A 14,811-nucleotide genomic window follows, 5' to 3' on the forward strand; every position below is an offset into this window, starting at 1 on the left:
GATTTGAGAAAATGAGGAAAAATGATGATATATGGTATCGGTGTAGATTTGGTGGAAATAAACCGTATTAAAGAAGTATTGAAACGTCAAGCGCGTTTTCCAGAGCGTATTTTATCAGAACAAGAGTTAGAACGTTATAATAATTTTAAAATGGAAAAACGGCAGCTTGAATTTCTTGCAGGGCGCTTTGCATGTAAAGAAGCGATGAGTAAAGCTTTAGGCACAGGTCTCGGTGAAAGCATAGCATTTAAAGACATTCATTGTGATAATGATCAACATGGTAAACCGATAATGTCTTATAAAGATTTTACTGTTCATGTGTCTATATCTCATACTGAACATTATGCAATGAGTCAAGTCATTATAGAGCAATAAGCGTTTAAGAAGCGGCCGCGCTTGAGTTGGTCAGGTTTAATACGGGCTTTAAGTCTAGCTTTATTTATATGAGAGATTGATTTTAGGAAGGTGACAATTGTGTCAGATAAATATTTTCGTTCAACGGAAGTAACCATTGATTTAGATGCGATAACAGACAATTATCATACGTTAGTTAAATTACAGCCGAACAAATTAATAATGCCAGTAGTTAAGGCGAATGCATATGGATTAGGTAGTATTCAAATTGCTACGCATCTACGTAATTTAGGCGCTGAATTTTTTTGTGTTGCTACGCTAGATGAAGCGATTGAATTGAGAATGCACGGCATTAAGGAAAAAATATTAATTTTATCTAGTGTACCACCGCATGCGATAAATAAAGCAATTCAACATCGTGTTGCTATAGGTGTACCTTCAAAAGAATGGCTTGAACAGGCTATTTCATATATTGATGAAGAAGCTACAAAAAATGTATGGATGCATATTAAATTAGATACTGGGATGAATCGTTTAGGTATTAAAGATAAAGAAACGTATCATGAAGTGATTGATCTTATTGCGCAGCATCCTAATTTAAAATTTGAAGGTGTGTTCTCACATTTTTCATCTGCGGATGAAGATAATGATACATCTAAATTACAATACGAGCGATTTAAAGCATTAGTCGAAAGTACGCAACGGCCACCCTACGTACATATACAAAATTCTGCTGGGGCCTTAAGGTTCGACCCATCTATTTGTAATGCTTTTCGTCCAGGAATCGCACTTTATGGTTATTTTCCTTCAACGTTTATCAAAGAGAAAGTCACGGCAAAATTAAAACCGGCGTTGCTATGGACAACAGCGGTGACACAGGTGAAAACTTTAGAACCTGGAGAATCTGTAGGTTATGGTGAAACTTTTACGGCTGATCAACCGATGACGATTGCATTATTACCAGTAGGATATGCAGATGGATATTTACGTAGCATGCAAGGTGGCTATGTGAAGGTTAATGGTCAACAATGTGAAGTCGTAGGACGTGTAAGCATGGATCAAACTGCAATTCATGTTCCAAAAACGACTGAGCCAGGTGATCAAGTTATACTCATTGAGCCTGTTGTACATTCACCACAATCGGCTGAAGCACTTGCTGTACAACAAAATACAATAAATTATGAAGTTTTATGCAATTTGAGTAGACGTGTCGCAAGAATATACAAAACACAACAATTGTGTGAAATATCCAACGAATTACTAAAATAGTATGGTTATTATAAAGGATTTTTGATATTATAAAATGGAATCAAGGAAATGATATCTGTTTTTTCGATATGGAGGTCCTACTTATGTCAGCATTCTATCAAACAAGAGGTAAAAGCTTAGAACAATTGTTAAAAGAAGGGTATGTTCAGATGGCAGATTTAAATCTCTCCCTAGCAACAGAAGCATACTCCGTTGAATGTGAAGCTTGTGATTGTAATGAATCACACTTACTTTCTAACAATAAGGATGACTAAATGAAACGTGGCGACGTTTATTTAGCAGATTTATCGCCAGTACAAGGGTCGGAACAAGGGGGAGTCAGACCTGTCGTTATCATTCAAAATGATACTGGCAACAAGTATAGTCCAACTGTTATTGTTGCTGCAATTACTGGACGAATTAATAAAGCTAAAATTCCAACACATGTTGAAATTGAAAAACATAAGTATAAGCTCGATAAAGACTCTGTTATCTTATTAGAACAAATAAGGACAGTTGATAAGAAGAGGCTTAAAGAAAAGTTGACCTATCTTTCGGATAAAAAAATGAAAGAAGTAAACGCAGCACTTGGAATTAGTCTAGGATTGCACATGAACCAACATAAATAGGCTTTAGGATTTATTTTCCTAAAGCCTTTTACCATGTGATAAAAGGGGGAAAGTCCATTTGACGCATCAAAACGAAGTGCGCTACTTTGATTTAGTAGATGCATTTACAAAAGATAAAAATAAAAGCCAAACACTTCAAACGGCACAGAGTTATGCGGACCATATTACAGGGAAAGGTGTTACACCAGAAGATATTGTCCGAATGCATAAAAAATATGCGGAAGAACATCAACTCACACATGCGCAACTTGTAGATAGTATGGATGTATTAGAAAAAGTGATATCAAGTTTTGGTTTCAATTATACAGATTATAAAAATTTAATTGATCGAATGGAAATTCATGATAAAGAATTAGATGTAGCATCTCGCCTTCAACAGACGATGTTAAAAACAGAAATCCCTCAGTTTGATAGTATTCAGATTGGCGTGATATCTGTAGCAGCACAACGTGTGAGTGGGGATTATTTTAACTTAATTGACCATAAAGACGGAACAATGAGTTTTGCTGTTGCTGACGTTATTGGAAAAGGTATCCCCGCTGCATTGGCGATGAGTATGATTAAATTTGGTATGGATTCATATGGACATTCTCAGTTGCCAAATGATGGATTGAAACGATTGAATCGTGTAGTTGAAAAAAATGTTAACCAAAATATGTTCATTACGATGTTTTATGGTTTATACGAAGAGATGAACCACATTTTATATTGTAGTTCAGCTGGACATGAACCAGGCTATATTTTTCGTGCAGAAAAAAATGAATTTGAAGAAATCGATGTGAGAGGTCGTATTTTAGGAGTGAGTTCACATATCCGATATGACCAAAAAGAAATAAAAATAAACATCAATGATTTAATCATTATATTCACAGATGGTGTTACAGAAATTCGTCATGAAGATGGGGATTTTATTAATAAAGATAAACTTCTTGAATTTATTAAAGGCTATAAGGAATTACATCCTCAAGACATAGTTCAACTATTATATGAAAAGTTGTTGCGCCTACATAAAGAAGGCAAACGAGACGATTTAACAATATTAATTATTAAAAGAGTCAATTAATTTCTATAAATTTAGATTAAAGCAACATAGAAGTGGGTAAAATCCCGTAGTAGAGTATATTTGTAGGAGTGTAAACAATAATGAACCTTAATATAGAATCACAAAAACACGAACAACATTATGATATCGCAGTGAGTGGAGAGCTGGATGTAGCAACTGTACCTGAATTAGAAAAAGTTTTAGTACCGATTAGACAAGCGGGCACGCATGACATTCATGTGAATTTAGAAAACCTATCTTATATGGATTCAACAGGTCTAGGTCTCTTTGTAGGCACATTAAAGTCTTTAAATCAAAATAATAAAGAATTATATATTCTAGGTGTCAATGACCGTATTAAAAGATTATTTGAAATTACGGGATTAAATGACTTAATGCATGTGAATGAAGGGACGGAGGTCGAATAACTATGCCACATAATAATGATTTTATTGAAATGAGACTTCCAGCATCAGCGGAATATGTGAGCTTGATTCGATTGACATTGTCAGGTGTTTTTACTCAAGCTGGTGCGTCATATGATGATATTGAGGATGCTAAAATTGCTGTGAGTGAAGCAGTTACTAATGCGGTTAAACATGCATATAAAGATAAAAAGGAAAAAGGCTATATCAATATTGGATTTGAAAAATGTGATACACATATTAAAATTATTGTGTCGGATCAAGGTGAAAGTTTTAATTATCAAGAGACGAAACAACAACTTGGACCCTATAAAGAAAACGAAAACATCGATTTCTTACGTGAAGGCGGTTTAGGATTATTCTTAATTGAGTCGTTAATGGATGAAGTTACAGTAGACAAAGAAACAGGTGTAACGATCAGTATGATTAAGTATATCAAAAAAGAGCAGGTGCGAAACAATGACGAAAGAGTCGAAATCAGCTAATTCTGTTTCACCTGAACAAATCAACGACTGGATTAAGCAACATCAAGAGCACCAAGATGAAGTTGCTCAAGAAAAACTTGTCATGCATTATGAAAAACTCATCGAATCTTTAGCATATAAGTATTCTAAAGGACAATCTCATCATGAAGATCTAGTACAAGTTGGTATGGTGGGACTGATTGGTGCAATCAATCGATTTGATTTATCATTTGATCGTAAATTTGAAGCATTTTTAGTTCCTACAGTGATTGGTGAAATTAAAAGGTATTTACGTGACAAAACGTGGAGTGTACATGTACCACGGCGCATTAAAGAAATTGGTCCTAGAATTAAAAAAATCAACGATGAACTTACAAATGAACTTGAACGCTCACCTTCCATTTCTGAAATTGCTGAACGATTAGAAGTGACAGAAGAAGAGGTTTTAGAAGCTATGGAAATGGGACAAAGTTATAACGCATTAAGTGTCGACCATTCGATTGAAGCGGATAAAGATGGCTCAACTGTAACGTTGTTAGACATTATGGGGAGCCAAGATGATAATTATGACTTAACTGAAAAACGAATGATTTTAGAGCGTATTATTCCTATTCTTTCAGATCGAGAACGGGAAATTATCCAATGTACATTTATAGATGGATTAAGTCAAAAAGAGACAGGGGAACGTATTGGTTTAAGCCAAATGCATGTCTCTAGACTTCAACGGACTGCTATAAAAAAACTGCAAGAGGCAGCAATGAAATAAAATCGTTTAAATTTGAATTGATACATCATATCTCAATTTAAAGTTGAAGTAGTGATGGAATATTTTAAAATAAGAGTGAATTTCAAAATGGCGATTTACAGCGAACAAGAATGAGCTGAGGCAATGAGATGTCTCAGCTTATTCTATTTTTACGAGCATCGTTATAAATCTTTTAACAACAATGTTAAAATAGTACAGTAATTATAAAGAAAGTGGTGAACACCTTGGCAAATACATTGGTTCAAGCGATACATAATGAATATCAATTTTCTATAAAACAAATCGAAGCGGTGTTAAAGCTTTTAGAAGAAAAGAATACCGTTCCATTTATTGCACGTTATCGTAAAGAAATGACGGATGGTTTAGATGAAGTAGAAATTAAAAAAATTGCAGATGAATTTCACTATATGCAAAATCTTCAAAAACGTAAAGATGAAGTCATACACAATATTGAACAACAAGGTTTGTTAACTGAGGGATTGAAACAGGACATTTTAAAACAAACTAAGCTCCAACGTGTTGAAGATTTATATCGTCCTTTTAAACAAAAGAAAAAAACGAGAGCCACAGAAGCGAAACGAAAAGGACTCGCACCCTTAGCGGATTGGATTTATGCGCAAAATGAGACAACGCCTATTGAAAAAAAAGCACAAAATTATGTTAATGAAGAAGTTTTAACAATAGAAGAAGCAATTTTAGGAGCACAAGATATCATTGCAGAACACATCGCAGATCAACCTAAATATCGTCAACGTATTTTAAAAGATACTTGCCATCATGGTATGATCGTTACTACAAAAAAGAAAAATGCAGATGATGTAAATGAAACGTATGCCATGTATTATGATTATTCGGAACCATTAAAGCGTTTAGCGAATCATAGAATTTTAGCAATGAATCGTGGAGAAAAAGAAAAAATATTATCGATTAAAATTGAAGTTGATAAAGCGTTATTGCTACAGTACATCAAACGCGCAGAAATAAAGGCAAATCATGCATTATCACACGTAGTGTTAAATGCAATTGATGATGCAATGAAACGTTTAATTTTTCCTTCGATAGAACGTGAAATTCGTACTGATTTAACGACACGTGCGGAAGAAAGTGCAATTGAAGTTTTTAGTAAAAACCTTAAACAATTATTATTACAACCACCTTTAAAACAAAAACAAATTTTAGGTATTGACCCGGCTTATCGAACGGGATGTAAGCTTGCAGTAATAAGTCCTTTAGGTTCGTTTATTGCTAAATCTGTCATATACCCGCACCCACCCGTATCTAAATTGAAAGAAGCAGAACGCCTGTTTTTAGATATAGTTAATACGTACAATATAGATTTAATTGCAATTGGTAATGGTACAGCGAGTCGAGAAACAGAACAGTTCGTTGCGAATATGATTCAAACACATGATTTAAATGTACAATATATTATTGTTAATGAAGCAGGCGCATCTGTGTATTCAGCATCAGATATTGCGAGACAAGAATTCCCAGATTTTCAAGTAGAAGAACGCAGTGCTGTTTCCATTGCGCGACGCGTTCAAGATCCATTAAGCGAACTCGTTAAAATTGACCCGAAATCGATAGGTGTTGGACAATATCAACACGATGTGAATCAAAAGCAATTAGGAGAAGCGTTGGATTTTGTTGTTGAAACAGCAGTAAACCAAGTCGGTGTTAATGTGAATACAGCTTCAAGTACTTTATTACAACATGTAGCTGGATTATCTAAACCGATAGCAAATAATATCATTCAATATCGCGAAGAAAATGGGACAATCAAACATCATAAAGAAATAAAAAAAGTGAAACGTTTAGGAGCAAAAACATTTGAACAAAGTATAGGTTTCTTAAGGATTGTAGATGGGGATGAACCACTAGATAATACACCTATCCATCCAGAAAGTTATTCAGCTACTTATCAATTATTAGAAGAATTAAAGATTGATGTTACAACGCTTGGAAGCGCTGCGCATCTCGACACATTTAAAACGTTGGACATCCAAACTTATGCACATCAATTAAACATTGGCATACCAACTTTAGAAGATATTGTACAATCACTTATGGCTCCGCATCGTGATCCACGTGACAAATATGAAACACCTCAATTAAAATCAGATGTGCTATCTATTGAAGATTTATCTAGAGGTATGAAATTAAATGGCACAGTAAGAAATGTCGTTGATTTTGGTGCATTTATAGATGTAGGCGTAAAACAAGATGGCTTGGTTCATATTTCAAAGTTGGCAAAACGTTTTGTAAAACACCCCATGGATGTTGTAAGTGTCGGTGATATTGTAGAAGTGTGGGTAGATGGGATTGATCAACATAAAGGAAAAGTCTCATTAACAATGATTGATCCAAATGGATAACCAATATTTGCAAGTGCGTGCAGAATATATTGCTAAAAAATATTTTGGGCGTTCGTTTCGTCATCAAATTTATTTTAATGAACGATTGCGCACAACAGGTGGCCGCTATCTACTAAACACACATCACATTGAAATCAATCCTAAACAATATGAACATTTTGGAGAAAAAGCCATTGATAACATTATTAAACATGAGCTTTGCCATTATTTCTTACATTTAGATGGTAAAGGGTATCAACATAAAGATGCAGATTTTAAATTGTTAAGTCAACAGGTATGTGCGCCAAGGTACTGTACACCAACACTTTCATATCGCCAGCGCGCGAATTATGAATATACATGTATAAAGTGTCATCAAAAGTTTCTTCGGATTCGCAAGGTGAATATTAAAAAAATGAGATGTGGTCAATGTGGCGGTGAATTAAAAATGATTTCTCGCTTATAATAAAGTAAGGTTGTTATCTTATAAATATGATTAAAAGGATAAAGATTCTATTAAAGACGAATTTTTATCCTTTTTCACATTGGAAATAATATTGACTTTAAATGCTATGCTACGTATAATAATACAGGTCGTCACATAAATTGCAATTAATTATAAAAAGAGTATTGACTTAAGGACGAAAATGATTTATGCTTTAATACGTTGCAAAAAAGTTAATCGTGTTTTACGAATGTTAAAAATTTGTTAAAAAAGTGTTGACTTTAGCTAATGAGGATAGTAAAATAAATCTTGTCGAAAAAATCAAAGATTTTTACCGAGCGGTCGTGGCGGAACGGCAGACGCGCTAGGTTGAGGGCCTAGTGGGAGTATTCCCGTGGAGGTTCAAATCCTCTCGGCCGCATCAACCTAAAATTATTTGCGGGTGTAGTTTAATGGCAAAACCTCAGCCTTCCAAGCTGATGTTGTGGGTTCGATTCCCATCACCCGCTCCATTATTAATCATGAACATTGAAAACTGAATGACAATATGTCAACGTTAATTCCAATAATTTTGAGTACGTAACGTACTTTCAAGAGTGATTGGCTTAACCAATCAACGAGCTATATCAAGCTTACTTCTTTTATGGAGAGTTTGATCCTGGCTCAGGATGAACACTGGCGGCGTGCCTAATACATGCAAGTCGAGCGAACAGATGAGGAGCTTGCTCCTTTGACGTTAGCGGCGGACGGGTGAGTAACACGTGGGTAACCTACCTATAAGACTGGAATAACTCCGGGAAACCGGGGCTAATGCCGGATAACATGTTGAACCGCATGGTTCAACAGTGAAAGACGGTCTTGCTGTCACTTATAGATGGACCCGCGCCGTATTAGCTAGTTGGTAAGGTAACGGCTTACCAAGGCGACGATACGTAGCCGACCTGAGAGGGTGATCGGCCACACTGGAACTGAGACACGGTCCAGACTCCTACGGGAGGCAGCAGTAGGGAATCTTCCGCAATGGGCGAAAGCCTGACGGAGCAACGCCGCGTGAGTGATGAAGGTCTTCGGATCGTAAAGCTCTGTTGTTAGGGAAGAACATATGTGTAAGTAACTGTGCACATCTTGACGGTACCTAACCAGAAAGCCACGGCTAACTACGTGCCAGCAGCCGCGGTAATACGTAGGTGGCAAGCGTTATCCGGAATTATTGGGCGTAAAGCGCGCGTAGGCGGTTTTTTAAGTCTGATGTGAAAGCCCACGGCTCAACCGTGGAGGGTCATTGGAAACTGGAAAACTTGAGTGCAGAAGAGGAAAGTGGAATTCCATGTGTAGCGGTGAAATGCGCAGAGATATGGAGGAACACCAGTGGCGAAGGCGGCTTTCTGGTCTGTAACTGACGCTGAGGTGCGAAAGCGTGGGGATCAAACAGGATTAGATACCCTGGTAGTCCACGCCGTAAACGATGAGTGCTAAGTGTTAGGGGGTTTCCGCCCCTTAGTGCTGCAGCTAACGCATTAAGCACTCCGCCTGGGGAGTACGGTCGCAAGACTGAAACTCAAAGGAATTGACGGGGACCCGCACAAGCGGTGGAGCATGTGGTTTAATTCGAAGCAACGCGAAGAACCTTACCAAATCTTGACATCTTTTGATCGCTCTAGAGATAGAGTTTTCCTCTTCGGAGGACAAAATGACAGGTGGTGCATGGTTGTCGTCAGCTCGTGTCGTGAGATGTTGGGTTAAGTCCCGCAACGAGCGCAACCCTTAAGCTTAGTTGCCATCATTAAGTTGGGCACTCTAAGTTGACTGCCGGTGACAAACCGGAGGAAGGTGGGGATGACGTCAAATCATCATGCCCCTTATGATTTGGGCTACACACGTGCTACAATGGACAATACAAAGGGCAGCAAAACCGCGAGGTCAAGCAAATCCCATAAAGTTGTTCTCAGTTCGGATTGTAGTCTGCAACTCGACTACATGAAGCTGGAATCGCTAGTAATCGTAGATCAGCATGCTACGGTGAATACGTTCCCGGGTCTTGTACACACCGCCCGTCACACCACGAGAGTTTGTAACACCCGAAGCCGGTGGAGTAACCATTTTGGAGCTAGCCGTCGAAGGTGGGACAAATGATTGGGGTGAAGTCGTAACAAGGTAGCCGTATCGGAAGGTGCGGCTGGATCACCTCCTTTCTAAGGATAATATACGGAATATCGCCTTAGGCGATACGGAATAACGAAGACATATTGTATTCAGTTTTGAATGCTCATTTTGAGGATTCAACATTGTACATTGAAAACTAGATAAGTAAGTATAGATTTTACCAAGCAAAACCGAGTGACAAGCGAAAAGCTTGAAACAAAAAATTATCGCTAGTCGTCGACAGACGACTCACAATAATTAATAACTGGTGGATGGTAAGTAGTGCATATGTTATAGATACGATAAACGTGAATTGAAAGCGTTTGTCAGTCTATGAATCACAAACAAGAGCGAAGGCGCTTACTTTTGTAAGTAACTGAGCGATTTGTGCCGTGATGAAGCAGAATGCGAACGCTTATCAACACGTTTAGATTAAGTTATTAAGGGCGCACGGTGGATGCCTTGGCACTAGAAGCCGATGAAGGACGTTACTAACGACGATATGCTTTGGGGAGCTGTAAGTAAGCTGTGATCCAGAGATTTCCGAATGGGGGAACCCAGCACGAGTTATGTCGTGTTATCCGCATGTGAATACATAGCATGTGAGAAGGTAGACCCGGAGAACTGAAACATCTTAGTACCCGGAGGAAGAGAAAGAAAAATCGATTCCCTGAGTAGCGGCGAGCGAAACGGGAAGAGCCCAAACCAACAAGCTTGCTTGTTGGGGTTGTAGGACACTCTGTACGGAGTTACAAAGGAATATGTTAGACGAATAACCTGGAAAGGTTAATCATAGAAGGTAATAATCCTGTAGTCGAAAACGTATACCCTCCTGAGTGGATCCTGAGTACGGCGGAGCACGTGAAATTCCGTCGGAATCTGGGAGGACCATCTCCCAAGGCTAAATACTCTCTAGTGACCGATAGTGAACCAGTACCGTGAGGGAAAGGTGAAAAGTACCCCGGAAGGGGAGTGAAAGAGAACTTGAAACCGTGTGCTTACAAGTAGTCAGAGCCCGTTAATGGGTGATGGCGTGCCTTTTGTAGAATGAACCGGCGAGTTACGATCTGATGCAAGGTTAAGCAGAAAATGTGGAGCCGTAGCGAAAGCGAGTCTGAATAGGGCGAATGAGTATTTGGTCGTAGACCCGAAACCAGGTGATCTACCCTTGGTCAGGTTGAAGTTCAGGTAACACTGAATGGAGGACCGAACCGACTTACGTTGAAAAGTGAGCGGATGAACTGAGGGTAGCGGAGAAATTCCAATCGAACTTGGAGATAGCTGGTTCTCTCCGAAATAGCTTTAGGGCTAGCCTCAAGTGATGATTATTGGAGGTAGAGCACTGTTTGGACGAGGGGCCCCTCTCGGGTTACCGAATTCAGACAAACTCCGAATGCCAAATAATTTAACTTGGGAGTCAGAACATGGGTGATAAGGTCCGTGTTCGAAAGGGAAACAGCCCAGACCACCAGCTAAGGTCCCAAAATATATGTTAAGTGGAAAAGGATGTGGCGTTGCCCAGACAACTAGGATGTTGGCTTAGAAGCAGCCATCATTTAAAGAGTGCGTAATAGCTCACTAGTCGAGTGACACTGCGCCGAAAATGTACCGGGGCTAAACATATTACCGAAGCTGTGGATTGTCCTTTAGGACAATGGTAGGAGAGCGTTCTAAGGGCGTTGAAGCATGATCGCAAGGACATGTGGAGCGCTTAGAAGTGAGAATGCCGGTGTGAGTAGCGAAAGACGGGTGAGAATCCCGTCCACCGATTGACTAAGGTTTCCAGAGGAAGGCTCGTCCGCTCTGGGTTAGTCGGGTCCTAAGCTGAGGCCGACAGGCGTAGGCGATGGATAACAGGTTGATATTCCTGTACCACCATGATTCGTTTTAAGCGATGGGGGGACGCAGTAGGATAGGCGAAGCGTGCTGTTGGAGTGCACGTCTAAGCAGTAAGACTGAGTGTTAGGCAAATCCGGCACTCATTAAGGTCAAGCTGTGATGGGGAGAAGAAACATGTTTTCTTCGAGTCGTTGATTTCACACTGCCAAGAAAAGCCTCTAGCTAGAAGATTGGTGCCCGTACCGCAAACCGACACAGGTAGTCAAGATGAGAATTCTAAGGTGAGCGAGCGAACTCTCGTTAAGGAACTCGGCAAAATGACCCCGTAACTTCGGGAGAAGGGGTGCTCTTTGAGGTTCACGCTTCGAAGAGCCGCAGTGAATAGGCCCAAGCGACTGTTTATCAAAAACACAGGTCTCTGCTAAACCGTAAGGTGACGTATAGGGGCTGACGCCTGCCCGGTGCTGGAAGGTTAAGAGGAGTGGTTAGCATTAGCGAAGCTACGAATCGAAGCCCCAGTAAACGGCGGCCGTAACTATAACGGTCCTAAGGTAGCGAAATTCCTTGTCGGGTAAGTTCCGACCCGCACGAAAGGCGTAACGATTTGGGCACTGTCTCAACGAGAGACTCGGTGAAATCATAGTACCGGTGAAGATGCCGGTTACCCGCGACAGGACGGAAAGACCCCGTGGAGCTTTACTGTAGCCTGATATTGAAATTCGGTACAGTTTGTACAGGATAGGTAGGAGCCTTAGAAGCGTGAGCGCTAGCTTACGTGGAGGCATTGGTGGGATACTACCCTAATTGTATTGGATTTCTAACCCGCAACTCTTATCGAGTTGGGAGACAGTGTCAGGCGGGCAGTTTGACTGGGGCGGTCGCCTCCTAAAGAGTAACGGAGGCGCTCAAAGGTTCCCTCAGAATGGTTGGAAATCATTCATAGAGTGTAAAGGCATAAGGGAGCTTGACTGCGAGACCTACAAGTCGAGCAGGGTCGAAAGACGGACTTAGTGATCCGGTGGTTCCGCATGGAAGGGCCATCGCTCAACGGATAAAAGCTACCCCGGGGATAACAGGCTTATCTCCCCCAAGAGTTCACATCGACGGGGAGGTTTGGCACCTCGATGTCGGCTCATCGCATCCTGGGGCTGTAGTCGGTCCCAAGGGTTGGGCTGTTCGCCCATTAAAGCGGTACGCGAGCTGGGTTCAGAACGTCGTGAGACAGTTCGGTCCCTATCCGTCGTGGGCGTAGGAAATTTGAGAGGAGCTGTCCTTAGTACGAGAGGACCGGGATGGACATACCTCTGGTGTACCAGTTGTCGTGCCAACGGCATAGCTGGGTAGCTATGTATGGACGGGATAAGTGCTGAAAGCATCTAAGCATGAAGCCCCCCTCAAGATGAGATTTCCCAACTTCGGTTATAAGATCCCTCAAAGATGATGAGGTTAATAGGTTCGAGGTGGAAGCGTAGCGATACGTGGAGCTGACGAATACTAATCGATCGAAGACTTAATCAATTTAGTTCATAAGGTGATGCTTGTGAAACAATACTTACTATCTAGTTTTGAATGTATAATCATTCATTTTACGAAGTGACATGTTCGAATACGAACGTTTAACACACCGTATTTTACGAAGTGAAAACGTTTGACACGAAGTAAAACATTGTTTGGTGACAATAGCAAAGAGGCCACACCTGTTCCCATGCCGAACACAGAAGTTAAGCTCTTTAGCGCCGATGGTAGTCGGACTTACGTTCCGCGAGAGTAGGACGTTGCCAAGCAAATGAACCCCAAGTACAATATGTGCTTGGGGTTTTTTGTATTCCTATTAAATAAGCAATGAATAGAGCATTTTGTTTTCGTTGATATACATATTCTTCGGATCAAAGCGATGTATGCGGTGTTTCAATGTTTCTAAATCTTCATGATTTTTTAATTGTATGCCAATAATTACTGTTCCTGTATTTTGTGATGCTTTTTTAAGATATTCAAACTTAGTAATGTCATCATTTGGTCCTAAGACGTGATTGACAAATTGTTTTAATGCACCTGGTCGTTGAGGAAAATTTAAAATAAAATAGTGTTTCATTTCTTCGTAAAGTAATGAACGTTCTTCGATTTCTTTCATACGATTGATATCATTATTACCACCACTAATAATACATACGACAGTTTTATCTTTGATTTGTGATTGATAGTGCTCTAATGCACTAACGCTAAGCGCGCCTGCAGGTTCAGCTACGATTGCTTGTTTAGAATACATATCTAAAATTGTTGAACAAACTGCCCCTTCATCAACCTGTATGTAGTCATCAATCATAGTTTTGCAAATATTGAACGTTAAATTGCCTACAGTAGCAACGGATGCGCCATCTACAAATTTGTCGATATTTTCAAGACTAATGATGCGATTTTGTGATACGGACTGAAACATACTGCTTGCGCCAAGTGGTTCTACACCAATGCATTGTGTAAAAGGTGAATGTGATTTGAAATATGTTGAAACACCTGACATTAATCCACCACCGCCAATGGCACCAAATACATAATCAAATTGTATTTGAGCATCATTGGCTTGTGTCAAAATTTCTTTTGCCACTGTTCCTTGACCAGCAATCGTATACATGTTATCAAAAGGGTCGATAAAGGTCATTTGATGATTTTTAGTGTATATTAATGCTTCTTTTAAGCAATCATCAAATGTATCTCCAATCAATTTAATTTCAACATTGGCATCCCCAAAAAATTTGACTTGATTGATTTTTTGATTTGGTGTCGTCACAGGCATAAATATTACTGCATTTAAATTAAGTTGGCGTGCAGTATACGCAACACCTTGCGCATGATTACCTGCGCTTGCACATGTAATACCTTGTGATTTTTGTTCGGATGATAATACGGATATCGCATTATAGGCACCACGCAATTTAAATGAACGCACCCACTGTAGGTCTTCTCGTTTTAAATAGACATGGCATTGATATTTTAAAGATAAATAATGATCATATTCAAGAGGGGTCGTTTTAACGGTCTCTTTTAACCGTAAATATGCATCATCAATTTCATTAATATTTAATGTTGGTGTTGTGACAGTCATTCT

11 protein-coding genes, 2 tRNA genes and 3 rRNA genes are annotated in these 14,811 nt (G+C 39.5%); 15 read left to right on the forward strand and 1 reads right to left on the reverse strand.

Annotated elements, in window-relative coordinates:
* Nucleotides 1–24: 24 nt before the first annotated feature.
* From acpS to rrf, 15 genes are all read left to right on the forward strand, one after another.
* Nucleotides 25–375 carry a holo-ACP synthase gene (gene acpS, locus SHYC_RS03815; RefSeq protein WP_039644672.1) on the forward strand — a complete coding sequence of 117 codons (351 nt, stop codon included), beginning with the start codon at nucleotides 25–27 and terminating at the stop codon, nucleotides 373–375.
* A gap of 99 nt (nucleotides 376–474) precedes the next feature.
* Nucleotides 475–1,623 (forward strand): alanine racemase, encoded by a 1,149-nt coding sequence (gene alr / locus SHYC_RS03820; protein ID WP_039644673.1) that lies wholly within the window; start codon nucleotides 475–477, stop codon nucleotides 1,621–1,623.
* Nucleotides 1,624–1,706: 83 nt separating this feature from the next.
* A complete protein-coding gene (gene mazE, locus SHYC_RS03825; protein ID WP_039644674.1) occupies nucleotides 1,707–1,877 on the forward strand; it encodes a type II toxin-antitoxin system antitoxin MazE in 171 nt (56 codons plus the stop codon).
* Nucleotides 1,878–2,231, forward strand: coding sequence for a type II toxin-antitoxin system PemK/MazF family toxin (locus SHYC_RS03830; protein ID WP_037567539.1), 354 nt, complete (start codon nucleotides 1,878–1,880; stop codon nucleotides 2,229–2,231).
* Between the two features lie 58 nt (nucleotides 2,232–2,289).
* Nucleotides 2,290–3,294 carry a SpoIIE family protein phosphatase gene (locus SHYC_RS03835; RefSeq protein ID WP_039644675.1) on the forward strand — a complete coding sequence of 335 codons (1,005 nt, stop codon included), beginning with the start codon at nucleotides 2,290–2,292 and terminating at the stop codon, nucleotides 3,292–3,294.
* Between the two features lie 80 nt (nucleotides 3,295–3,374).
* The gene (locus SHYC_RS03840) at nucleotides 3,375–3,701 is read left to right on the forward strand and encodes an anti-sigma factor antagonist (RefSeq protein ID WP_039644676.1); all 327 of its coding nucleotides are present in this window, start codon (nucleotides 3,375–3,377) and stop codon (nucleotides 3,699–3,701) included.
* Between the two features lie 2 nt (nucleotides 3,702–3,703).
* Entirely contained in the window at nucleotides 3,704–4,183 is a 480-nt protein-coding gene (gene rsbW, locus SHYC_RS03845; RefSeq protein WP_039644678.1) for an anti-sigma B factor RsbW, read from the forward strand.
* Nucleotides 4,158–4,928, forward strand: a complete 771-nt coding sequence (gene sigB, locus SHYC_RS03850) for an RNA polymerase sigma factor SigB (protein ID WP_039644680.1) — start codon at nucleotides 4,158–4,160, stop codon at nucleotides 4,926–4,928. The genes rsbW and sigB overlap by 26 nt, the downstream gene beginning before the upstream one ends.
* Before the next feature lie 224 nt (nucleotides 4,929–5,152).
* On the forward strand, nucleotides 5,153–7,303 hold the full coding sequence (locus tag SHYC_RS03855) for a Tex family protein (protein WP_039644682.1): 2,151 nt from the start codon (nucleotides 5,153–5,155) through the stop codon (nucleotides 7,301–7,303).
* Entirely contained in the window at nucleotides 7,296–7,748 is a 453-nt protein-coding gene (locus tag SHYC_RS03860; RefSeq protein WP_039644683.1) for a SprT family protein, read from the forward strand. Before SHYC_RS03855 ends, SHYC_RS03860 begins: the two co-directional genes overlap by 8 nt.
* Nucleotides 7,749–8,065: 317 nt before the next feature.
* A tRNA-Leu gene (locus tag SHYC_RS03865) sits at nucleotides 8,066–8,148 on the forward strand.
* 17 nt (nucleotides 8,149–8,165) lie between these two features.
* Nucleotides 8,166–8,239: transfer RNA gene (locus SHYC_RS03870), tRNA-Gly, on the forward strand.
* 128 nt (nucleotides 8,240–8,367) lie between these two features.
* Nucleotides 8,368–9,919 (forward strand): 16S ribosomal RNA (locus tag SHYC_RS03875).
* A 380-nt stretch (nucleotides 9,920–10,299) separates the two neighbouring features.
* A 23S ribosomal RNA gene (locus SHYC_RS03880) occupies nucleotides 10,300–13,226 on the forward strand.
* Nucleotides 13,227–13,377: 151 nt separating this feature from the next.
* Nucleotides 13,378–13,492, forward strand: a 5S ribosomal RNA gene (gene rrf / locus SHYC_RS03885).
* Together the 16S, 23S and 5S rRNA genes with 2 tRNA genes alongside form the textbook arrangement of a ribosomal RNA operon.
* A 47-nt stretch (nucleotides 13,493–13,539) precedes the next feature.
* Here rrf and ilvA read toward each other — a convergent pair.
* A complete protein-coding gene (ilvA, locus tag SHYC_RS03890) occupies nucleotides 13,540–14,808 on the reverse strand; it encodes a threonine ammonia-lyase IlvA (protein ID WP_039644685.1) in 1,269 nt (422 codons plus the stop codon).
* Nucleotides 14,809–14,811 lie beyond the last annotated feature (3 nt).

The sequence above is a fragment of the Staphylococcus hyicus genome (assembly GCF_000816085.1).
Lineage (GTDB): Bacteria > Bacillota > Bacilli > Staphylococcales > Staphylococcaceae > Staphylococcus > Staphylococcus hyicus.